A 20,896-nucleotide genomic window follows, 5' to 3' on the forward strand; every position below is an offset into this window, starting at 1 on the left:
TTGTCGCGCGCATCAACGCGCGGGCGCGGTATTGGCGGGCGGCGTGGCGGTCGTCGGAGACGCCACATCGGTGGGCCGACTCACCCGATTCCGGACATCCGGGCGCACCGAGGTCTGGGGTGCCGGATTCGTCCGAGACTGCGATGTCGGGACCGAGGACGGGCGGGGGTTCGGCGCCGGCCGCGGGTTCGGCGCAGGCGTCGACGGCGCCGGAGCGGGAGTGGTCGCCGTACGCGGCGGTGCACTCTGCGATTGTTCGCCACCGAGTCCCTCGGAATCGTCGACCTTGTTCTTGTCGATCTTCTCGACGGGGTCCGGCGCCGGGTTCAGGTCCGGAAGCGGGCTGCCGGTCGCCGGTGTGGGAGTGCCGCGGAGCCGTGGCTTGCCGTCTGCTCCGACGATGATCTCGGCGGCGTTCGACGCCGGAACCATCCCCTGGCGAGCGGCCGCCCGCGCGATCGCGGGCGCCTGGTCGCCTGCGTCGGCTGCCGCCTTCAACTCGGCGGCACGGGCCTGCAGCTCCTGGTTCTCCTTGCGGAGCGCGTCGATCGAGTACGAGTCCTGCGCCGATTTGGTGGTCAGGAACAGAGTCAGCGCGAGGGCGCCCATCACCAGGACCAGGATCGGCACCACGAGCGGGACTCCGGCGATGCGGCGCCCGGTCATCGGCAGCCGGGCTCCGGTGCGCTCACGGCGAGTGCGCCGATCGAGAGCCCGCTGGGCCGCCTTGGATCGCGACGGACGCTCGCTCGCCGCGGCGCCGGTGCGCCGTCGACGCTGACGGTCGGAACCCTCGCGTGGTCCGGTGGCGGTGCGAGTGTCCACAAGCGTCACTGTGCTCCCCTTCCGTCTGCGGTCCCGCCGCCGCGACCCGCGGGGTGGTTCGGTGCGATACGTTCGATGGCCCGGATCCGGACAGGGGCCGAACGCGGGTTGGCCGCACGTTCGGCCGCGTCTGCCTGTTCGGCTCCGCGAGTGACGAGCGAGAACCGCGGGGCGGTCCCCGGCAGATCGACCGGCAGACCGGCCGGGGTGGTGTTCTCCACCGCACGGGCGAAGTCGCGCTTGACGATTCGGTCCTCGAGCGACTGGTAGCTCATCACGGCGAGCCGGCCGCCGACCGCGAGTACTTCGAGCGCCGCCGGGATCACCCCGCGCAATGAGTCGAGTTCGTGGTTCACCTCGATCCGGAGCGCTTGAAAGGTCCGCTTGGCCGGATGGCCACCGGTCCGCCGGGTCGCCGCCGGGATGGTGGCGTACAGGAGCTCCACGAGACGTCCGCTGGTGGTGAACGGCTCCTTGGCGCGTTCCCGGATCACTGCCGAGGCGATCTTCCCCGCGAACCGCTCCTCGCCGTACTCGCTGAGCACTCGGGCGAGAGAGCCGTGGTCGTAGGTGTTGAGGACGTCAGCCGCCGTCAGCTCGTCGTCGGGATTCATCCGCATGTCCAGCGGTGCGTCGACGGCGTACGCGAACCCGCGTTCGGCCCGGTCCAGCTGCATCGACGAGACCCCGAGGTCGAGGAGCACCCCGTCGACCTCGTCGCGTCCGGTGGCGGCGACCACCGACTCGATCTCGTCGTAACGATTGTGGTGGAACTCCACGCGGTCTCCGAAGCGTTGCAGACGCTCGGAGGCGATGCCGATCGCCGATGTGTCGCGGTCGATGCCGACGACGTGCAGACCCGCCAGGCGTTCGAGGAAGTACTCTGTGTGGCCGCCGGCGCCCAGCGTGCCGTCCACCAGGACCGCGCCGCCGCCGTCGGGCGACCGACGGGTGAGAGCCGGTTCCAGCAGCGCGAACATGCGATCAGCCATCACCGGAACGTGTCCGTGTTCGCCTTGCCGCGGTGCGTTCACCCCGCTCCCTCCCTGCTGCCGTGAGAACCGTGCCGATAATTTCTGGGCGTCGCCCCCTGCGACGCTCCGGAGACCACCGGCATCGATGCCGTGGAACTGCGGCGGTGTGGGCCTGCGATGAGACGGGGTCCCCGCCCGAGCGCACCTGGCGTTGGGGAAGTACGTCAGGGTCGATCGGGCCGAGGCCTCGACTCACCGCAGCAGTCGTGATCTCCGAATGTTCAATTCACGTGTGTCGACGCGATCCCGTTACAGGATCGAGTCGAGGGCGGACGATCCCGCGTTGGAGAACGCCTCCTCGTGCTGGGCCTGGTAGTCGCGCCAGCTCTGCGCGTCCCAGATCTCCAGGTGGTCGTACGAGCCGATGACGACGCACTCCTTGGTGAGCCCCGCGTAGTCGCGGTGCTCGGCCGAGAGGTTGACGCGGCCCTGCCCGTCGAGCCGCTGCTCGTCGGCGCCGGCGAAGAAGTACCGCAGAAAAGCGCGGGCCTCCGGGTCGTTGCGCGACGCGGTGACCGCCTTCTCGGCGATCGCGTCGAACTCCTCTGCCCGGTACACCGACAGGCTGCGGTCCTGGCTGCGTGTGACCATGACTCCTCCTGCCAGCGCGTCGCGGAACTTCGCGGGCAACGTCAGTCGCCCCTTGTCATCGAGCTTGGGCGTGTAGGTGCCGACGAAACGAGCCACGTCGACACCTCCTCACCCTCCCGGGTTCGGCGGTTCCGGTTCCCCCTCGCCCAGTGATGCCCACACTACCCCACTTCCCACCACATTCCACCCCGCAGGCCCCACCGTTTCCCCACCATCAACTATATGAGCAGGTCAGAGTGCCTGAGCTTCACTGGATTCTCAGCAATCATCGACGTGTCGCAGCTCACTAGTGTCGTTACGAAAGGGGTCAAAAGGTAACGAAGTGACTGGTGAGACCAACCAAGAGCGGTAGGTGGGGCATTGTGGGGAGAGGGGGTGGGGCACTGTGGGGAGACGGGGTGGGACGCTGTGGGGACACCTCGGAGACAGACGTTCCCGAGATACGAAAAACGGGGCCGCATCTTCCTTTCGGAAGTTGCGACCCCGCCAGGGAGATCGTTGTCGACGCAGGGCACGTCAGGCCGTCAGCCGCCGGTGCCGACGGCCGGTTCTACAGATCGCGGTCGTCCCGCTCGAAGCGACGGTTGAAGCGATCCTCCATCCGTCGGCTCAACGAGCCGTGACCGCTCGCGGCCTTTCCGGACTTCTTCGACGAGGAGGCGCCGTCGGGACCCGAGATCCGCCCGCGGCCAGCCATCAGGCCGAAGACCGCGGCCCCGAACATCAGCAGGAATCCGACGAAGCTGAGGATCTTCAGTCCGCCGACCTCGACGTCGACCATCATTCCGCCGACCAGCAATGCGAGTCCAGCGAGGAACCCGAGAGCGACCACGATCCGACGACGTGCGTTCGGCAAGCGCACCTTGTGGCGGGTGACGCTCGACGCGAACTTCGGGTCTTCGGCGTAGAGAGCGCTCTCTATCTCATCGAGCATGCGCTGCTCGTGCTCTGAAAGCGGCACCGCTCCTCCCTTACTGGATCGTGGCGAGGATTTCGTCTTCTCGCCTCTCTATGTCAATAGTACGAGCCCGAGCGCCCTTCGACCACCATTGGCCGACGATGCGTTCACAATCACGCCGATCATCCCGCGCACTCAAGCGACGGTTCCGCGCGCCGCCGGACGCTTCGAGGTGAGCTTCCCCTGCTCGTACGCCAGCAGCGTCGCGTCGGCCACGTCCAGGAACTCGACCGCACGGCGCTCCACGCGCGCGCAGAACGTGGAATCGACGGTGCGCACCAGCCCCGCCTCGACGTGCGAGCGCATGGTCGAGAGTTCGCCGAAATAGTCGGCGAGTTCCCGGCACTGGGGAGCACGCTCCTTGATCCGACTCCACGCGTCCGCCGCACCGCGGCGTCGGCGGACGCGGCCCGAGGGCTCATAGATCTCCAGCACCGCGCCGGCGGCTCGGATCGCCGCGAGATAGAACAGCCGGAATCGCTCGGCCCCGTCGTCGTCCACCGACGCCGCCTGCTCGAACAGGTCCTCTGCCCGATCCAGGAGATCGCGGCTGCGGTGCACCACGTGCGGGTCGACTCCGTGATCGGCTTGTGCACCGGACACCGACGGGGCGGGTGCGAGATGCAACCCGGCGAACTGCCGCCCGGACCGTTCTGCTGACCGCTCCATCCCAACTCCTCCGTGTCGGCGCCCGGCTCTGTCGGGCTCGTGACGAAACCATGACAGAGGGGTACGACAAAGAGGGCGTTGCGACGACGGGCCCGACGGCCGGCCGTCGCACGGCGCCGGCACTCCCGCGAAGACTTCGACAGCGGACCCCGTCACCGATGATCGGTGGCCCGGCGATGTCTTCCCCATCGCCGGGCCACTGGACCGCCCAACCGATACGAACATCAGTTCGACAGGCGTCAACCGTAGCCGGTGTGAACGCCGATGGGCAAGTGCCGCTACGCTCCCAGAGTCTGGCAGCCGCAGACGAATCGAGCCGACGACGAAGGGAACGGGCATGTCACTGGACGCCTCCCCGATCCGCGTCGCGCGCCTCCCGGCCGATCTGGCACACCTGTGGCTCGATCCCGCGGTGCACACCTACATCACCGCCATGCACTACCCCCGCGGAAGCGAAGCCCACCGGTTGCCGCTGTGGCGCGATCACATCGCGCGCCCCGGGTGGTCGGCTTTCGGCGCGTTCGCGACGCTGTCCGCGCTCGACTCGCTCCGGCCCACGTACTCCCGGCTGCGCGTGCGCGCACCGCTGGCGCTCTCGGATCGCGAGATCCTCGTCGGGGTGGCGTACGGCTACCGCGGTGCACCGGACCAGTGGTGGAACCGCCAGCTGTATTCGGGACTGCTACAGGCCGGAACCCGGCCCGCCGACGCGCGCGAGTTCATGCGCGACTACTTCGAACTCACCGAACTGCATGTGCATCCGGCCGGTCAGGGCCGCGGCGTCGGCCAACGGCTCCTGACATCGCTGCTCTCGGGCAGACCGGAGAGCAAGGTCCTCCTCTCGACGCCCGAAGTCCAGGGTGAGGCCAATCGCGCCTGGGGCCTCTACCGCCGCCTCGGCTTCGAGGATGTCCTGCGGCACTTCACCTTCGCCGGAGACGCCCGGCCGTTCGCCTTCCTCGGACGCCCGCTCCCTCTTCCGGACGCCGGTCCCCCGCCGCGATGACCGGCCGCCCGCGGTCCGTCCGACGCACCGATGACGACACTGCGCAGGTTGGCGCATCTCTTCTGGCACGATGAGTCGGTGACCTCGTTCCGCCGCACCGCGCTCGCCCTAGCCGGACTGTTGGCACTGATCCCCGTGCTCACCGGTTGTCTCACCAAGTCGACCACGGTCGGAGACCAGTTCTCCGGCACGGTCATCATCGCCACGTCACCGGATCAGCATCCGCAGAAGCCGTCCTTCGACATCCCGGCCTCGCTCAGCGGCCAGGTCTGGACCACCGACTTCCCGGAGAAGTCGGATGAGAGCAGTGCCGTACCCGCCCCGTCGACGCAGAGTTCGCGCCCCGGCGGACAGGCCGCGCCGTCGCCCGACGGCAAGGTCGGGTCCGAGCTCACCTTCGACAGACTCTCGGCGGGTCAGTTCAGCCAGCTCGGCGACATCATCGCCGCCGCCCTCCCCGACCCGTCTGCGACGGTCCATCTCAAATCGTCCCGCAGCGGCGACATCGTCCGTTTCCGCGGCTCGGCGTCGCTGACGGACGCCGATCCCGGCAGCGTGTACTTCTCCCTGTCGATCACGTTCGGCGGTGAGGTGGTCGCGACCAACGGTCATCAGGCGGGCGACGACACGGTGGTCTGGACGCCCAGCCCGGGACAGAACGTCGACCTGCAGGCCGATTCGGAGTACGCGGATCCGGCGACCGCCGCCGTGCCCAGCTGGACCTGGTTCATGTTCCTGCTGTGCGCGATCATCGTCGCGATGGTCGTCTACGCGGCCTACCAGAATCGGGACCGCTCACCCCGTCCGGGACGCCCGAAGCGCAAGCCCGAGGCGCCGCAGTCCGACGAGGAGTCCCCGAAGCCCGAGCGCGAGACATCCGGGCGCGGCGCCGACTGACGCCGTCCGCGTGCGGTCGCCCTCTCCGGCGGACCGCACGTCTCAGACGCCGGCCAGCGCCCCGCGCGTGTCGATGCCGATGCGCTCGAGCACCTCGCTGGTCGCCTTCGCGAAGTTGAGGCTGCAGAAGTGCAGGCACGGCACCCCTTCGGAGATGAGCCGCAACGAGGCCTCCGTGCACAGGTCGATGCCGACCGCACGCACGTCGGCCCGATTCTCCTCCGGTCCGTCGCCCGCCGCCTTCGCGAGCCGTTCCTCGACCGCCGGGGGGATCTTGCTGCCGGACAGTTCGGTCATCCTGCGCGCCGAGGCCAGCGAGGTGATCGGCATCATCCCCGGGATCAGCGGTTTGGCGCCCTGCTCGGGATCGGCGGCGACGATACGGTCGCGCAGGCGGAGGAAGTCGTCGACGTCGAAGAACATCTGCGTCACCGAGTACTCCGCGCCCGCCCGCAGTTTCCGCACCAGATTTCCGGTGTCGGCGGCGAGGTTGGGCGCGCGGTGGTGGCCTTCGGGGAACGACGCGACGCCCACGTGGAAGTCGCCGAGTTCTCCGATCAGGCGCACCAGTTCTTCGGCGTACGCCACGCCTTCCGGGTGCTTGACCCACTCACCGAGCGGATCACCGGGCGGATCACCGCGCAGGGCGAGCAGGTTGACGATGCCCTTGTCGGCGTACGCGCCCACCAGGCCGCGGAGTTCGTCGACGCTGTGGTTGACCGCGGTCAGATGCGCGACGGTCAGCAGCGTGGTCTCGGTCGCGAGTTCGCCCGCGATGCGCACGGTCCGGTCGCGTGTCGATCCGCCCGCACCGTAGGTCATCGACACGAAGGCCGGGTTCATTCGTTCGAAGATCCGGACCGCACGCCACAGTCGCGCCTCCTCGGCGGCGTCGCGCGGTGGGAAGAACTCGACGGAGAACGGCACCGGCCCGGAGTGCGGGTCGGCCAGACGCTCCACGACCGACTGCCCCGGGCGGGCGCGGACGTCGGAGTCGGTACTGATCGGATCGGTCACCCCAGTCATCATACGGACACCCGGCGAGCGGCCCGCGGCCGCCGATGCCGCGGCTGTGCCCGCGATCACCGCCGCTGCGGCGCGTGGCCGGGCTGTCGACGAGGACCGGTAACCTTGCCAGTCGTGGTCAACATTGCGCACGTGCCCGCCGCGGTCGACGAGATCCTGACGGCGTTCTTCGACTCCGGCCGGCCTGCGCTCGACGACATCTACCCCGCGGTCGCGGAGGCCGGCGACGTGCTCGCCGACTTCGTGCTGTCGGGCGGCAAACGGGTGCGGCCGCTGTTCGTCTACGCCGGCTGGCGATGCGGCCCCGAAGCGGCCGCCGACACCGGCCCCGGGGAGTCGACGGCATTGCGGGTCGGCGCCGCGATCGAGTTGATCCAGGCCTGCGCCCTCATCCACGACGACATCCTCGACCGCTCCGACACGCGGCGCGGCCGCCCGACCGTCCACCGCCGGTTCGAGGCCCTGCACGGCGACCGGGGGTTCGCCGGCGACCCCGCGCACTACGGCGTCTCGGCGGCCATCCTGCTGGGCGATCTGGCACTGGCCTGGGCCGACGACCTCGTGCACGGCATCACTCCCGCCGACGGCGGTCCCGCCGATCCGCATCCGCTGCCGCGGCCGGTGGCCGTTCTGTGGTCTCAGATGCGGACCGAGGTGCTCGGCGGTCAGCTCCTCGACATCACCAACGAGTCGTCCGGCGACGAGTCCGTGACCGCCGCGTACCGGGTGATGGAGTACAAGACGGCCGCGTACACGGTGGCCCGGCCGCTCCAGCTCGGTGCGGCGCTGTCCGGGGCCGAGGACGAGTTGTCACGCTCACTGCATCGCATCGGGCTCGATCTCGGCGTCGCCTTCCAACTGCGCGACGACGTCCTCGGTGTCTTCGGAGACCCCGCGGAGACCGGGAAGCCGTCCGGTGACGACCTCGTCGAAGGCAAGCGCACCGCACTCCTGGCCGAGGGTCTGCAGCGCGCGTCGGCGGCCGGCCGAGATCTGCTGCGCGACAGCCTCGGCCGTTCGCTGTCGGAGGCGGAGCTGACCGCGGCGCGCGACGTCCTGACCGAATCCGGCGCACTCACCGAGATCGAGAGACAGATCGACGAACGCCTCGACGCGGCCCTGGCCGGCATCGACGGACTGGATGCCGGAGAGTCCGCGCGCGCCGACCTGACCTGGATGGCCCGCCGAATCACCCATCGACGGCGGTGACGGCCATGACCGCTGATTCGCACGTCGTCGTCATCGGAGCGGGGCTGTCAGGATTGACCGCCGCGGCCCACCTGCGCGCCCGCGGACACGAGGTGACAGTCTTGGAGGCCACCGACTCCCCCGGCGGCCTGGTGCGCACCGAGACCATCTCGGGTCACCGATTCGACACGGGTGCAACGGTTCTCACCATGCCCGAGTTGATCGTCGACGCACTCACCGCCGTCGGCGTCGACCGCGAGCAGGCCCTGGAGCGGCTGGCCCTGCGCCCGGTGGACCCGAGTTACGTCATGAACTACGCCGACGGCTCGTCGCTGGCGATACCGCGCGAGCCCGCGGCCATCCCCGCCGCCGTCGAGCAGGTGTTCGGGACCGAGGCCGCCGACGGTACTCGCGACCTGCTGACCTGGCTGCGCCGCGTCTACGATGCCGAGTTCGACGTCTTCATCGACCGCAACTACGACGGCCTGGCCGACCTGACCGGACCGCGCACGCGCGCCGCCGCCGCGAACCTGGTCCGGCTCGGCGCGCTCGGCGGCCTCACCGCCGCCGTGGGTCGCTTCGTCTCCGACCCCAGGGTTCAGCGGGCGTTCACCTTCCAGGCGCTCTACGCCGGCGTTCCGCCCCACCGCGCGCGGGCGATCTACGCCATCATTGCGGATATGGACATCGGCCGCGGCCTCTGTGCTCCCGCGGGCGGCATGGGCCGCATCGGCCGGGTCCTCGAGCGCGCACTGGCCGACGCCGGCGTGCGGATCGAGTACGGAGCACGCGTCGACCGGATTCTGCGCCGGACCGACGGCTCCGCCTCGGGTGTGCTCGTCGGCGACCAGCGGCTCGCCGCCGACGCGGTGGTCGCGACACTCGAACGCGACGCGGTCGCCGAACTGTTGCACGACGAGCGCCGCCTGCGGACTCTGCGCTACTCGCCGAGCGCCGTGGTGGTGCACGGCGTGCTGCCGGCCGGGACCACCGCGGGCTGGCGGTCCGGCCATCACACTCTCGACTTCGGCGCCGCGTGGACCGACACCTTCGCCGACCTCACCGCTCGCCCGGGCCGACTGATGGGCGACGGATCGTTCCTGATCACCCGGTCTGCGGCCACCGATCCGGAGACATTCGTGGCCGACGGATCCGAGTCGGTGTCGGTTCTCGCGCCGACACCGAATCTGGTCTCGGCCGATCTGCCGTGGGATGTGCTCGCCGAGCCGTACACCGCCGAGTTCCTCGGCGTCCTGGAGTCCCGCGGCTACCCGGGTCTGTCCTCGATGACCGTGCTCCGGATCGACCACCCGCTGACCTGGCTGCGATCGGGTCTGCCCGCGGGGACGCCGTTCTCCGCGGCTCACACCGTCGCGCAGACCGGCCCGCTGCGCACGCCCAACCGCTGGCGGGGTGTGCCGAACCTGGCTCTGGGCGGCAGCGCGACCGTGCCCGGAGTCGGCATCCCGCCCGTGCTCGTGTCCGGCGGGCTCGCCGCGGCGCGGATCGACGACTACCTGCGTGGCCGGAACGGACACGGGGGGCGGTCGTGAATCTCCTGAAGCGCTATCCCGACGCCTGTCTCGGGTTCCTCGGTGTGCTGCTGGTGGTCGCGGGAAGCTACGGTCTCTCCGACGTTCCTCGCAACGACGCGACGCTCGCCGATCTCGGCCTGGCGCCGATGACGTACGGCCACGGGAAGACGCTGTCCGGCTTCGCGTTCTGGACGGGGATCGCGCTGATGGTCATCGCCTGGGTGCGAATCGGCCGGAGCCCCGAGCGGATGAGCCTGCGCGCCACGATGGCCACCGTCGGCGCCTGGACCGCGCCGCTGATGTTCGCGGTACCCACCTTCAGCCGCGACGTGTACGCCTACCTCGGTCAGGCGTCGGTGCTGATGCACGGATTCGATCCCTACACCGACGGACCCGCACACCGTCCCGGACCGATCGTCGATTCGATGGCGCAGATCTGGGCTCCCACGACCTCGCCCTACAGTCCCGGGTTCATGCTCCTGCTGCGCGGCATCGTCGGGATCACCGGCGACAACGTCTTCGCCGGCGTGTTCGCCATCCGCGTCGCCCTGCTGCCCGGACTGCTCCTGACGATGTGGGCGGTGCCCCGGATCGCCGCGCACTTCGGTGCGAGCCGGCGACTCGGGCTCTGGCTGGTCCTGGTGAACCCGATGCTGCTGATCCATCTGGTCGGGGGCCCACACCTCGAACTGCTGATGATGGGCTTCCTGGCCGCAGGCGTGGCCCTGGCGCTGGAGGGCAGGCACGTCGCGGGTCTCGCGGTCCTGGGCCTGGCGATCTCGGTGAAGGTCACCGCGGGAATCGCGATTCCGTTCGTCATGTGGATCTGGCTCGACCACCTGCGCAAGCGGCGCGCGGCCGATCCCGCGGCACCGACTCCGCTCATCGCCTGGCGCGACCGTGTCGCGATCTTCGTCGCGACGGGCGCGATCCCCGCCGCGGTGTTCGGTGCCTTCACGGTGATCCTCGGCCTCGGCCTCGGATGGATGAACGGCCTGTCGTACGCCTCTCGGATCATCAACCCGTTCACCGTCCCGATCTTCGTCGGGCACATCGTCACCTACGCCGCGGCTCCCTTCGCGACGCTCAACCTCCAGGCGGTCCTGGTGGTGACGCGGGCCATCGGCAGCGTCGCACTCGCGCTGATCCTCGTGTACCTCTGGTGGCGGTCGCGTCGCGACGAGCGGTCCGCGATGGCCGGCATGGCATGGGCGATGCTCGCTCTGCTACTGCTCGAACCGTCGACCCTGCCCTGGTACTACACGTGGGTCGCCTGCCTGGCCGTCGCATTCACCCTCCCGATGTGGGTGCGGCAGGTGGTCGTCGGAGTCAGCACCTTCTATCTCATCGTCTTCCAGCCGGACGACTCGATCCTGTTCTACAAGCCGCTCGAAACTTTGATGGCGCTGGCCTTCGCCGTTCTCGCGGCCGTCTCGCTGCGCCGCCGCGACCCGCTCAGACTGCGGGGGCTCGGGTCCCTGCTGATCCATGGCTGACGCCGACCGCGGGTACCGCCTCGCCGAGTCGCTCACGCGCGCGGCCGGCCGCACCTACTTCCTGGCCTCGCGTCTGCTGCCGGTGGACGGCCGGCGCGCGGTGTTCGCGTTGTACGGCTATGCACGCACCGTCGACGACGTCGTCGACGGTGCCGGTGGGTCGCAGCCGCGATCGGCGCGGCTCGACGCCCTCGAGAACGGCCTGGCCGCCGCACTCGCGGGGGCGCCGGTGCCGGCTGGTCTGAGCCGGGACGAGGCCGACATGCTCGCTGCGCTCGCCGAGTCGGTCGACCGGTTCGCGATCCCTGCCGAAACCTTCGAGGCGTTCGGCCGATCGATGCGAATGGACCTGCCCGGCGACCCCCTGTTCCGGAACCGCTACGCGACGCTCGACGCCCTGGCCGAGTACACCTACGGCTCGGCCGCGGTGATCGGCCTGCAACTGCTGCCGATCCTGGGCGCGGCTCCCGATCCGGACACCGCCCGGGGTGCAGCCCTGCTGGGCGAAGCGTTCCAGCTCACGAACTTCCTCCGTGACGTCGGCGAAGATCTGAACCGGAATCGGATCTACCTGCCCCTCGACCACCTCGGCGCCTTCGGGGTCGACGAGCAGGAGCTGCGTCACGACGCCACCGCGGGCACGGCCGGCCCCCGGATGCGGCGGGCGACGGCGCATCTGATCGCCGTCAATCGCGACCAGTACCGGCGGACGCTGCCCGCCATCGCCTCACTGCCCCGACGGTCGCGCCCCGCGATCTGCGCGGCCGCGCGGTCGTACAGCGCGATTCTCACCGCCATCGAAGACCGCGGTCACGACGTGTTCGCCGCGCGGGCCGTCGTACCGGTCCACCGCAGGCTCGGCCATGCCGTCACCGCCGTGGCCGGCCGCCCGGCTCTCGGCTGACCGGCTGCGCCGTCAGAAGGCCTGAGCCTGTGCGCGCCGGATCACCTCGCGCGCCGAATGAGTGTGCAGCGCATCGGCCGGGCGCAGCCCCAGGTCGTCCTGCTCGGTGAACAGCCAGCGCATCGCCTCGTCGCGCGTGTAACCGCCGTCGAGCAGGATCCGGACCAGCCCCTCGAAGTGCTTCGCGAGGCCGTCGGACCCGAAGAAGGCCTCCGGAATCACGGGTACCCCTCCGCGCGAGGCCGCGAGCAGGTTGTGGTCGCGGATGAGTGTGCGGAGCCGGTTGGACGAGACCCCCAGCCGCTTGGCGGCCTGGTCCAGGTCGAGAACTGGAACGTCGTCGGGAAGGATGTCGATCGAAAGCGGAAGAGAACCCACGGGGCAAAGCCTACCGGTGTCCTGCGCGGCACATACGAGGTCGTCGGCGCGGCGGGTAGATTCGAACACCGTGACCACCCCTGGCGACCCGCTCATCGGCCGAGTGCTGGAGCGCAGATACCGGATCGACGCGCCGATCGCTCGCGGCGGGATGTCCTCGGTGTATGTGGGAACCGACCTGCGTCTGGGTCGGCGCGTCGCAGTGAAGGTGATGGATGCGCGTTACGTGGGCGACCCCCAGTTCCTGCGCCGGTTCGAGTTCGAGGCCCGCGCCGTCGCCGGTCTGAGCCACCCCGGCCTCGTCGCGGTCTACGACCAGAGCATCGACGGTGAGGTCGCGTTCCTCGTCATGGAGCTCGTGCGCGGGGGCAGCGTCCGCGAACTGCTCCGCGAACGCGGGCCGATGCCGCCGCACGCGGTGGCGTCCGTCGCGATCCCGATGCTCGGCGGCCTGGGCACCGCGCACCGCGCGGGGCTGGTGCACCGGGACGTGAAGCCCGAGAACGTCCTCGTCTCCGACAACGGCGACATCAAAGTGGCCGACTTCGGTCTGGTCCGCGCGGTCGCCGAAGCCGGCGTCACGTCGGCGAGCGTGATTCTGGGGACCGCCGCGTACCTGTCCCCCGAGCAGGTCAACTCCACCGACGTCGACGCGCGCAGCGACGTGTACTCGGCCGGAGTGATGCTGTTCGAACTACTGACCGGACGGCAGCCCTTCAGCGGCAGCACTCCGCTCGCGCTGGCCTATCAGCGGCTCACCTACGACGTCCCCGCCCCCGGCGACCTGATCGAAGGCGTCCCGCCGCAGATCGACGAGATCGTCCTGCGAGCCACCGAGCGTGACCGCGCCGATCGCTTCCGCAACGGATTCGCCATGCAGCACGCGTTGCTCGACGCCGCCGATGAACTCGACCTGCCCGCCTTCACCGTCCCGGCTCCGAGCCGGGCCTCGGCGCGGGTCACCTCCGCCATCGCCCGCCCGGTGCGGGCCGTGTCGGCGCAGGCGCCCGATCCGCGACCGGTCACCGCATACGATCCCGAGCCGCTCCCCCCGTCTGATCGGTGGGACGACGACGCCTGGGACGGACCCGACGAGCGACGCTGGGCGGACGACGAGCCGGAGTGGGCCGACCGGGCCGACTGGGAGCCGGACTCCGACGAGGTCGACGTGATCGACGAAGCCGATCCCGCGGCCACCTCGCGCGGACGCGCACTGGCGGCCGTGTGGTTGACGATCATCACGATCGTCGCCGTCGTGCTCGCAGCTGCGGGGTGGGCCGTGGGCGCCTCGCTCGCCTGAACCGGGCGCCGTCGGTCTCCTCAGCCGCGCAGGCTCCCCTCAGCCGCGCAGCATCTCCGCCACGAGGAAAGCCAGTTCCAGCGACTGCTGGGTGTTGAGGCGCGGATCGCACGCCGTCTCGTAACGGCCTTCGAGATCGAGGTCGGAGATGTCCTGTGCGCCACCGAGGCACTCGGTCACATCCTCACCGGTCAGCTCGATGTGAATGCCCCCGGGGTGACTGCCCAGCGCACGATGCACCTCGAAGAAGCCCTGCACCTCGTCGACCACGCGGTCGAAGTGGCGGGTCTTGAAACCGGTGGACGCGGTGTGGGTGTTGCCGTGCATCGGATCGCACTGCCAGATCACCTTGTGTCCGGTCGCCTCGACGGCCTGCACGATCGCGGGCAGGACCTCGCGGACCTTGCCGTTACCCATCCGCGACACCAGCGTCAGCCGGCCGGGACGGTTGTCGGGGTCGAGTGCCTCCACGTATTCGACCGCCAGCTCGGGCGTCGTGGTGGGGCCGATCTTGACGCCTATCGGATTGCTGATCAGCTTGGCCAGCGCGATGTGAGCGCCGTCGAGCTGCCGGGTGCGTTCGCCGATCCACAGGAAGTGCGCCGACAGGTCGTACAGAGTCTGCTCGTCGCCGCCGCGCGGGTTGTCGGCGAGCCGCAGCATGGCGCGCTCGTAGTCCATCACCAGAGCTTCGTGCGAGGCGAAGATCGACGCCGACTCGAGGCTCGAGTCGGTGACGCCGCAGGCGTCCATGAATCGCAGCCCGCGATCGATCTCCGCGGCGAGCGCCTCGTACCGCGCACCGGCCGGCGATGTGCGGACGAACTCGCGGTTCCAGTTGTGAACGTGCGCCAGGCGGGCCTCCGACCCGGTCAGCGACCGCACCAGGTTCATCGCCGCGGCGGCGTTCGCGTACGCGCGCACCAGACGCGAGGGATCGTGCACGCGCGCGGCCTCGTCGGCCTCCAGCGCGTTGACCATGTCGCCTCGGTACGAGAGCAGCCCGAGCGCATCGGTGTCGGACGAACGCGGCTTCGCGTACTGCCCCGCGATGCGGGCGACCTTCACCACCGGCATGCTCGCGCCGTAGGTGAGCACCACGGCCATCTGAAGCAGGGTGCGGATGTTGCCCTTGATGTGCGGCTCGGTGTTGGCCGCGAAGGTCTCGGCGCAGTCTCCGCCCTGGAGCATGAACGCGCGACCGTGGGCCACCTCGGCGAGTTGGTCGGCGAGCACCTCCACCTCGGACGGCATGCAGATCGGCGGGACGCTCTCGAGGACGGTGCGCATCTTGTGCGCCTCCTCTTCGGGCCAGCTCGGCTGCTGCAGAGCCGGGCGCGCCAGCATGTCGTCGAATTGCTCGGCGAGACGTCCCGGCAGGGGCGGCAGTTCGGGAAGCTCGTCGATGGGCACGTCTACGGTCCAGTTCACCACCGCTCCAGCCTATCGTGACGAACCGGACGTCGCGTCGGTCACCTCCGACAGTGCCGTCGGTTCTCGGCCGTCAGTGCACGCCGGCGCCGCCGCCGACGGCCGCTTCGATGGCGCGCCACTTGACGAGGTTGTGCCGCGCGTCGGCGAGCGCATCGTGTGCGTTGCGCGGAGCCGGAGGCAGTTCCGGACGGCCCGCGGCCTCCCAGTGCTGTCGGAGTTCCCGGGTGAAGCGCGGCATCTCCCGCGGCAGCTCGGTCATCGACCCCCACAGCTGACACACCACCACGTGGTCGTACGCGCCGACCCACGCCCACAGTTCGACGCCGTCGCCAGGGGCGGTGAGGAACTCGTAGAGGCTCTCGCGGATCGCTCGGCGACTCCGCCACGCCTTGTCGGCCGGGGACGGCAGCTTGTCGAGGACGTTGGTGCGTACCCAGTCACCCGCCCGCGCCGGATCGAATTCGGTCGAGACGGCGTAGAACTCGCGGCCGTCCTCGCCGACCACCCCGATCGACACCAGCTCGATGGTGGTTCCGTCTTCGATGAACTCGGTGTCGTAGAAGTAGCGCACGACTTCTGATTATCCATGCCGGACAGGAATACTGGCTTTCATGCCCACTGCAAGCGGTCAGACGCAGCCCCGCGACGAGGGCGGAGCGCTCCGGGGTCAACGGCTCGCCGAGCGGCTCACCCGGCGGTCGCCCGGACCAGCCGCGAGGGCGGCGATCGTCGCCGCATTCGCACTCTCGGCCGCCCTGCAGATCCTGGGCGTGCCCTTCACATCCAGTTTCGGCACCCGAACCCGGTTCGACATGGACGTGTACCGCATCGGCGGCCAGATCTGGCATCAGGGCCTGAGTCTGTACGCCGACGGTTCGATGCCCTTCACCGCCGACGGCATCTGGCTGCCGTTCACGTACCCGCCGTTCGCGGCGCTGCTGTTCACCCCGTTGGGTGCGATCCCGCTCGCCGTCGCGAGCATCGGGATCTCACTGGTCACCGCCGCGCTGCTGGTCTACGTCACCAAGCTCTCGCTCGCCGTGCTCGACATCGGCTCGCCCGGCAACCGGTGGTGGCTCGCGATCGCTGCATCGGTCGCGACCATCTGGTTCAACCCGTTCTGGATGACCCTCGGATTCGGTCAGATCAACGTGGTGCTGATGGCGATGATCATGATCGACGTCTTCGTCCTGCACCGCGCCGGGGGCCGCCGCGCACAGGGTGTCCTGATCGGCATCGCGTCGGCGGTCAAACTCACCCCGCTGGTCTTCCTCGGCGTGTTCCTGGTGGCCCGCCGGTTCCGCGCCGTCGCCACCGGACTGGCCGCGTTCGTCGGCGCGGCGGCGATCGGCTGGATCTGGATGCCGGCCGACTCCCGCACGTATTGGACCGACACGCTGTTCCACACCGCCCGGATCGGCCAACCCGAGGGGCGGATCAACCAGAATCTGAACGCCGCGTGGCTCCGCGTGTTCGGTGACGCGGGCAGTGCCGCGGAGGTCGCCTGGATCCTGACCAGCGTCGCGGCCACGGTCCTCGCGCTGGCGGCGGTGCTGGCGGCACGACCCGCCGAGGCGTTCGCGCGCGGACCGATGACCGGCCGCGTCGACGCCCTCGCGATCACGTGCGCCGTGGCCGTGTGGGGACTGCTCGTCTCGCCGACCACCTGGGCCCACCACTGGGTCTGGTGCGTCCCGGCGCTGCTCCTGTGCCTGACGATCGGCTGGCGCGTCGATGAGCGCCGCTACCGTGCCACGTACTTCGGCCTCGCCGGAACCGGGGTCGTGATCTTCGCGGTGGGGCCTTTCCAGCTCCTGCCGCCCATCGAGCACGGCTGGGCTGCATGGCAGCACCTGGTCGGCAACGCCTTCACGCTCTGGGGCGTGGCGCTCCTGGTGGCACTGTGGCGGCTGCCGTACCGTGCCCCCGAGACGACGACGGTGTCCGCCACGGCCGCTTGACGGCCGGCGCGGACACCGTCATGGGGTCCGGAATCGGATCAGGCCGCGTCGCCCGGTTTCGCGGCCGGCGCCGTCGGTGCCGCCGTCTTGGCGCCGCCGTCGGCGTTCTTGAGGCTGGCGGCGTACACGTCGACGTACTGCTGGCCGCCGAGACGCATCAGCGCGTACATGATCTCGTCGGTGACCGCGCGCTCGATGAAGCGGTTGCCTGCCATGCCCTCGTACCGCGAGAAGTCGAGCGGTTCGCCCACTCGGACGACGATGCGGGTCGGCCGCGGCAGCACCGTGCCGGGCGGGTTGATCCGATCGGTCCCGACCATCGCGATCGGGATCACCGGTGTGCCCGTCTCCAGAGCGATCCGTGCGAGCCCGGTCTTTCCCTTGTACAGCCGGCCGTCCGGCGACCGGGTGCCCTCCGGGTACAGGCACAGCAGCCGTCCGTCCTCGAGCACCTTCTTGCCCGCCAGAAGCGCGTCCGCGGCCGCGCTGGCGCCGGACCGGTCGATCGGGATCTGTCCCGAAGTGCTGAAGAACCACTTCTTGAAGCGCCCCTTGAGGCCCTTCTCCGTGAAGTACTCACTCTTGGCGAGGAAGAAGATCCTCCGCGGCACCATGAGCGGCAGGTAGAAGCTGTCGACCACCGCCATGTGGTTGGACGCGATCAACGCGGCACCGTCCTTGGGGATGTTCTCCAGCCCCTCGATCCGCGGACGTCCCATCAAGCGGAGCGCCGGACCCATGAAGATGTATTTGAAAAGGTAGTACCACATGGACGTTGCTGCCCCTCCTGCTCGATTCCCGACCTGCACCGGCGCACCGGCGCCCGAACGCATCGGAAGAAACTCTACTGACTGCCCGCCACCTGCATCGCCAGTCCCTGCCGTGCCACCTCGGCCGCACCGATCGTTCCCGCCGCCTCGCCGAGCTGGGTACCGCGGATCCGGGCCAGCCGGCGGTGCCCGCTACCGGTGACCGCCGCCGCATAGTGCTCGCGCGCGTCGTCGAGGAACAGACTCGACGCGGCACCGACGCCGCCGGCGAGGACGATGAGATCCGGATCGAAGACGTCGGCGATCATGCCGAGACCGTAGCCGAGCCAGCGCGCCATGTCCTCGTACGCGGCCAGTGCCGCGGGGTCGCCGTCCGCCGCGGCCGCCGCCACTCGCCTGCCCGTGAGCGAGCCCGGGTCCGCCTCCGACTCGGCGGCCAGCACGCTGCGCGGATAGTCGTGCGAGGCGAGCAGTTCCAGCACGGTGTCGACCAGTGCCGTCCCGCTGCAGTAGCGCTCCCAGCAACCGCGTTTGCCGCAACTGCACGAGCGGCCGTCCGGAACCACGGTGAGGTGCCCGAACTCCGGCGCCACGCCGAAGCTGCCGCGATAGAGCCGCCCGTCCATGATCATCCCCGCGCCGATCCCGGTGCCGATGGACAGGACGAGCGTGTTGTGTCCACCTGCCGCCGCACCGAAGTGCAGCTCGGCGAGTGCGGCCGAATTGGCGTCGTGCTCGGCGAATACCGGCAACCCCAGCCTGCGCGTCATCGTCTCCGGTACCGGAGCCTCGCGCCAGGCCAGATGCGGGGAGAAGCGCACCGTCCGGCGATCGGGTGTCAGGAAACCCGCGATCGCCAGTCCCACCGCTGCCACCGCCCACCGGTCCCGCAGTTCGGTGACGAGCCGGTGCAGGCAGTGCTCGAGTGACTCGGCGGTCGGCGGGGTGGCCGTGCGAAGCGTGTCGAGTTGGCGACCGCGCGCGTCCACCACCGAAGCTCTCACGCTGGTGCCGCCGATGTCGATGCCGATGGTCAGTTCCGAACCGGGCGACGCCCCGTCGCCTGCGCGCGCGGTCACGTCACCTGCCCATCGGCGTGACGTTGACCGAGATCGTCTCGAACCGCGACGACGTGCCTGCGCGCTCGGACCGATCCGAGCGCAGCATGTCGGCGACGGCCTCGAGCACCGCGATCAGTGCGGCGAGGATGCGGGCGAGCAGGTCGCCGAGTTCCCGGACCATCGTGCCGACGTCTCCGAGCAGCTCCGGAATGCCCGATCCCGCAACCCCGGAACCCGGGACTCGCGACCCGGATGTGCCGGCGATCAGACCGGCGAGCTGCTCGATCTGATTCGCGAAACCGAGCAGCAACGCCTGCACGGAGTCGCCGGCGTCGGCGGCTCCGGAACCGGTGGCGTCGTGGTCGTCGGTCATCGTGGGTGGAGTCCTCGGTGGTCGGGCCGACATCGGTGGTCGGGCAAACGGGGGTCGGGCAGCAAGCGGGGGTCGGGCAGCAAGCGGGGGTCGGACGGCACGTGGGTGCGCATCGCGGACACCTGACGCTACCGGGCGCGGCGGCCGATCCCCAGCGCCGGGCACCGGAGTGGTGACAGACCGCACATCCCACCCGGTCGATGCCCTCGCTCACAACGACGAGTGTACGTTCACCGGCTTCTCGTCGTGCCCGTCGCCGGGATCGTTCGTCCGGTCATCCGTCCCCGTCCGGAGTGGTTCGGGTGCGTCGCTGCGGCCAGACGGCCGGGTCCGGGCGGAAGCGCAGAACCAGCCGTCCCGCATGCCAGTCGGCCCCCGTCACCAGGCACCGCCGCAGCACCGAGGGCAGCCGGACCGGGAAACGGAAACCCGACACCGTCACCAGCAGATCGTCGCCCGACCTGCCCAGCGCCAGCCGGTCGGGGTCGGGTAGCCCTTGGTCCCACGCCAGTTCGAAGACGCTGTCCAGGCCCTCCCCGGAGACGTGCGCGACGGTCAGCGCGCCCGACCCGCGCGGCCGCCCGCCCGGTGTCGGCAGATCGACCACCACCCGGCGGATCCGGGACAGCCGGTCGACCGCCTCCGGCGCGGCGGCCACGGCCGTCACCTGCACCGTGTCGTCGCCGCCGAGCACCGCCCGCGCGGTATCGATCGCGCAGACCTGTGCCGCGCCGCCCGCGCCCTCATTGACCAGCACCGATCGCAACGGCAGCGCCATCAGGTCGCTGATCGCGATCTGGTCTGCGAGCGCACGCGCTCCGCGGTCCCCCGCGTCGACCACCACGTGGACCGCCACCCCGTGCGGATCGGTGAACAGATCCGCCAGATCCTGGCAGTCGCGGTCGATGCCCTCCACCGCCGCGGACAACTGCGCCACCGCGGGCTTCTCCGCCGCCTCGGCGAGCCGCGCGTGCCGCGGCCACAGCCGTTCGAGTGCCGCGGACAGCACCGTCGGCGACCGCAACAGGGCGAACGGATCACCGCAGCCGGACAGGTCTACGACGATGCGTCGCCACCGTCCAGCGGTCGCGGCTTCGCGAATCCGCCTGAGCAGCAGGAACTCCTGTACGCCGGGCAGCGCCGACAGCTCGCCCGGCGCCATCGACGCCACCGAACCGACTATCGGCAGGAGCGCCTTGCCCGAGCTCACCGCCGTGAGCGCGCCGGTGAACTCGCTCCACGCCTGCTCCAGCACGGACAACGGGTCGAGTTGCAGAAGGTCGACGTCGGCGGTCACCGCGACGGGTTCCCCGGGGAGCCGAAGAACGCCGAGACGTTCCGGCAGATACGACCGCGAGTCGAGAGAGACGAGCAGTGTGCCCCGCTCGGCGCCCAGCCGCACGCCCGCGGGCGGGTGCGTGGTGTGCCGCAGTGCCGCGGCCGCGGCGACGACGGAGACGCCCGAGCCACCCGGCCCGAGCACCAGATCG

At 70.1% G+C, this 20,896-nt stretch carries 21 protein-coding genes; 8 read left to right on the forward strand and 13 right to left on the reverse strand.

All coding sequences use genetic code 11. From position 1 onward, the window contains the following. Nucleotides 1-12 precede the first annotated feature (12 nt). From ACK8HH_RS11195 to ACK8HH_RS11215, 5 genes are all read right to left on the reverse strand, one after another. Nucleotides 13-825 carry a hypothetical protein gene (locus ACK8HH_RS11195; RefSeq protein WP_260868821.1) on the reverse strand — a complete coding sequence of 271 codons (813 nt, stop codon included), beginning with the start codon at nt 823-825 and terminating at the stop codon, nt 13-15. Nucleotides 826-830: 5 nt separating this feature from the next. Beyond that, nucleotides 831-1,859, reverse strand: coding sequence for a 16S rRNA (cytosine(1402)-N(4))-methyltransferase RsmH (gene rsmH, locus ACK8HH_RS11200; protein ID WP_412475180.1), 1,029 nt, complete (start codon nt 1,857-1,859; stop codon nt 831-833). Between the two features lie 249 nt (nt 1,860-2,108). Further along, on the reverse strand, nt 2,109-2,546 hold the full coding sequence (mraZ, locus tag ACK8HH_RS11205) for a division/cell wall cluster transcriptional repressor MraZ (RefSeq protein ID WP_006895321.1): 438 nt from the start codon (nt 2,544-2,546) through the stop codon (nt 2,109-2,111). Nucleotides 2,547-3,000: 454 nt separating this feature from the next. After that, nucleotides 3,001-3,411, reverse strand: a complete 411-nt coding sequence (locus ACK8HH_RS11210) for a DUF3040 domain-containing protein (protein WP_006895320.1) — start codon at nt 3,409-3,411, stop codon at nt 3,001-3,003. 132 nt (nt 3,412-3,543) lie between these two features. After that, nucleotides 3,544-4,077 (reverse strand): SAV_6107 family HEPN domain-containing protein, encoded by a 534-nt coding sequence (locus tag ACK8HH_RS11215; RefSeq protein WP_062366707.1) that lies wholly within the window; start codon nt 4,075-4,077, stop codon nt 3,544-3,546. A gap of 337 nt (nt 4,078-4,414) precedes the next feature. On the opposite strand from ACK8HH_RS11215, the gene ACK8HH_RS11220 reads away from it, so the two are divergent. Both ACK8HH_RS11220 and ACK8HH_RS11225 read left to right on the forward strand, forming a co-directional pair. After that, the gene (locus tag ACK8HH_RS11220; RefSeq protein ID WP_062366705.1) at nt 4,415-5,083 is read left to right on the forward strand and encodes a GNAT family N-acetyltransferase; all 669 of its coding nucleotides are present in this window, start codon (nt 4,415-4,417) and stop codon (nt 5,081-5,083) included. Between the two features lie 78 nt (nt 5,084-5,161). Next, nucleotides 5,162-5,980: an LppM family (lipo)protein gene (locus tag ACK8HH_RS11225; protein WP_231875683.1), complete on the forward strand. Its 819-nt coding sequence runs from the start codon at nt 5,162-5,164 to the stop codon at nt 5,978-5,980. A gap of 42 nt (nt 5,981-6,022) precedes the next feature. Here ACK8HH_RS11225 and ACK8HH_RS11230 read toward each other — a convergent pair whose 3' ends face one another. Beyond that, entirely contained in the window at nt 6,023-7,006 is a 984-nt protein-coding gene (locus ACK8HH_RS11230; RefSeq protein ID WP_062366767.1) for a methylenetetrahydrofolate reductase, read from the reverse strand. A gap of 114 nt (nt 7,007-7,120) precedes the next feature. Here ACK8HH_RS11230 and ACK8HH_RS11235 point away from each other — a divergent pair, with 114 nt between their 5' ends. The 4 genes from ACK8HH_RS11235 to ACK8HH_RS11250 are packed head-to-tail and all read left to right on the forward strand — an operon-like array spanning nt 7,121 to nt 12,129. Continuing rightward, on the forward strand, nt 7,121-8,215 hold the full coding sequence (locus ACK8HH_RS11235) for a polyprenyl synthetase family protein (RefSeq protein WP_006895315.1): 1,095 nt from the start codon (nt 7,121-7,123) through the stop codon (nt 8,213-8,215). 5 nt (nt 8,216-8,220) lie between these two features. Further along, nucleotides 8,221-9,747, forward strand: a complete 1,527-nt coding sequence (crtI, locus tag ACK8HH_RS11240; RefSeq protein WP_006895314.1) for a phytoene desaturase family protein — start codon at nt 8,221-8,223, stop codon at nt 9,745-9,747. Continuing rightward, nucleotides 9,744-11,225 (forward strand): alpha-(1->6)-mannopyranosyltransferase A, encoded by a 1,482-nt coding sequence (locus tag ACK8HH_RS11245; RefSeq protein WP_006895313.1) that lies wholly within the window; start codon nt 9,744-9,746, stop codon nt 11,223-11,225. Before crtI ends, ACK8HH_RS11245 begins: the two co-directional genes overlap by 4 nt. Beyond that, entirely contained in the window at nt 11,218-12,129 is a 912-nt protein-coding gene (locus ACK8HH_RS11250) for a phytoene/squalene synthase family protein (protein ID WP_006895312.1), read from the forward strand. Before ACK8HH_RS11245 ends, ACK8HH_RS11250 begins: the two co-directional genes overlap by 8 nt. A gap of 12 nt (nt 12,130-12,141) precedes the next feature. Here ACK8HH_RS11250 and ACK8HH_RS11255 read toward each other — a convergent pair whose 3' ends face one another. After that, complete coding sequence (locus ACK8HH_RS11255) at nt 12,142-12,507, reverse strand: Rv2175c family DNA-binding protein (RefSeq protein WP_006895311.1); 366 nt, start codon at nt 12,505-12,507, stop codon at nt 12,142-12,144. 70 nt (nt 12,508-12,577) lie between these two features. Between ACK8HH_RS11255 and ACK8HH_RS11260 the strand changes: the two genes are divergently transcribed. Continuing rightward, nucleotides 12,578-13,807 carry a protein kinase domain-containing protein gene (locus tag ACK8HH_RS11260; protein WP_412475181.1) on the forward strand — a complete coding sequence of 410 codons (1,230 nt, stop codon included), beginning with the start codon at nt 12,578-12,580 and terminating at the stop codon, nt 13,805-13,807. 39 nt (nt 13,808-13,846) lie between these two features. On the opposite strand, the gene ACK8HH_RS11265 is transcribed toward ACK8HH_RS11260, so the two are convergent. After that, nucleotides 13,847-15,241, reverse strand: a complete 1,395-nt coding sequence (locus ACK8HH_RS11265; protein ID WP_006895309.1) for a class II 3-deoxy-7-phosphoheptulonate synthase — start codon at nt 15,239-15,241, stop codon at nt 13,847-13,849. 70 nt (nt 15,242-15,311) lie between these two features. Beyond that, on the reverse strand, nt 15,312-15,812 hold the full coding sequence (locus ACK8HH_RS11270; RefSeq protein WP_412475182.1) for a polyadenylate-specific 3'-exoribonuclease AS: 501 nt from the start codon (nt 15,810-15,812) through the stop codon (nt 15,312-15,314). A 40-nt stretch (nt 15,813-15,852) separates the two neighbouring features. Here ACK8HH_RS11270 and ACK8HH_RS11275 point away from each other — a divergent pair, with 40 nt between their 5' ends. Continuing rightward, nucleotides 15,853-17,202 carry a glycosyltransferase 87 family protein gene (locus ACK8HH_RS11275; protein ID WP_062366696.1) on the forward strand — a complete coding sequence of 450 codons (1,350 nt, stop codon included), beginning with the start codon at nt 15,853-15,855 and terminating at the stop codon, nt 17,200-17,202. 38 nt (nt 17,203-17,240) lie between these two features. On the opposite strand, the gene ACK8HH_RS11280 is transcribed toward ACK8HH_RS11275, so the two are convergent. The 4 genes from ACK8HH_RS11280 to ACK8HH_RS11295 all read right to left on the reverse strand — a co-directional run bounded on the left by ACK8HH_RS11280 (nt 17,241) and on the right by ACK8HH_RS11295 (nt 20,892). After that, on the reverse strand, nt 17,241-17,972 hold the full coding sequence (locus ACK8HH_RS11280) for a lysophospholipid acyltransferase family protein (protein ID WP_062366694.1): 732 nt from the start codon (nt 17,970-17,972) through the stop codon (nt 17,241-17,243). 74 nt (nt 17,973-18,046) lie between these two features. Beyond that, entirely contained in the window at nt 18,047-19,051 is a 1,005-nt protein-coding gene (locus ACK8HH_RS11285) for an ROK family protein (RefSeq protein WP_062366692.1), read from the reverse strand. 1 nt (nt 19,052) lies between these two features. Then, entirely contained in the window at nt 19,053-19,406 is a 354-nt protein-coding gene (locus ACK8HH_RS11290; RefSeq protein WP_412475183.1) for a hypothetical protein, read from the reverse strand. Nucleotides 19,407-19,680: 274 nt separating this feature from the next. Beyond that, nucleotides 19,681-20,892 carry an ArsA-related P-loop ATPase gene (locus tag ACK8HH_RS11295; RefSeq protein ID WP_062366688.1) on the reverse strand — a complete coding sequence of 404 codons (1,212 nt, stop codon included), beginning with the start codon at nt 20,890-20,892 and terminating at the stop codon, nt 19,681-19,683. Nucleotides 20,893-20,896 lie beyond the last annotated feature (4 nt).

The sequence above is a fragment of the Gordonia sp. LUNF6 genome (assembly GCF_047041125.1).
Lineage (GTDB): Bacteria > Actinomycetota > Actinomycetes > Mycobacteriales > Mycobacteriaceae > Gordonia > Gordonia sihwensis.

Bases quoted from the DNA above. Each gene is read 5' to 3' on its own strand.
- ACK8HH_RS11215 (WP_062366707.1), bottom strand. From the start codon at position 4,077: ATGGAGCGGTCAGCAGAACGGTCCGGGCGGCAGTTCGCCGGGTTGCAT.
- ACK8HH_RS11220 (WP_062366705.1), top strand. From the start codon at position 4,415: ATGTCACTGGACGCCTCCCCGATCCGCGTCGCGCGCCTCCCGGCCGAT.
- ACK8HH_RS11230 (WP_062366767.1), bottom strand. From the start codon at position 7,006: ATGACTGGGGTGACCGATCCGATCAGTACCGACTCCGACGTCCGCGCC.
- crtI (WP_006895314.1), top strand. From the start codon at position 8,221: ATGACCGCTGATTCGCACGTCGTCGTCATCGGAGCGGGGCTGTCAGGA.
- ACK8HH_RS11250 (WP_006895312.1), top strand. From the start codon at position 11,218: ATGGCTGACGCCGACCGCGGGTACCGCCTCGCCGAGTCGCTCACGCGC.
- ACK8HH_RS11275 (WP_062366696.1), top strand. From the start codon at position 15,853: ATGCCCACTGCAAGCGGTCAGACGCAGCCCCGCGACGAGGGCGGAGCG.
- ACK8HH_RS11280 (WP_062366694.1), bottom strand. From the start codon at position 17,972: ATGTGGTACTACCTTTTCAAATACATCTTCATGGGTCCGGCGCTCCGC.
- ACK8HH_RS11290 (WP_412475183.1), bottom strand. From the start codon at position 19,406: ATGACCGACGACCACGACGCCACCGGTTCCGGAGCCGCCGACGCCGGC.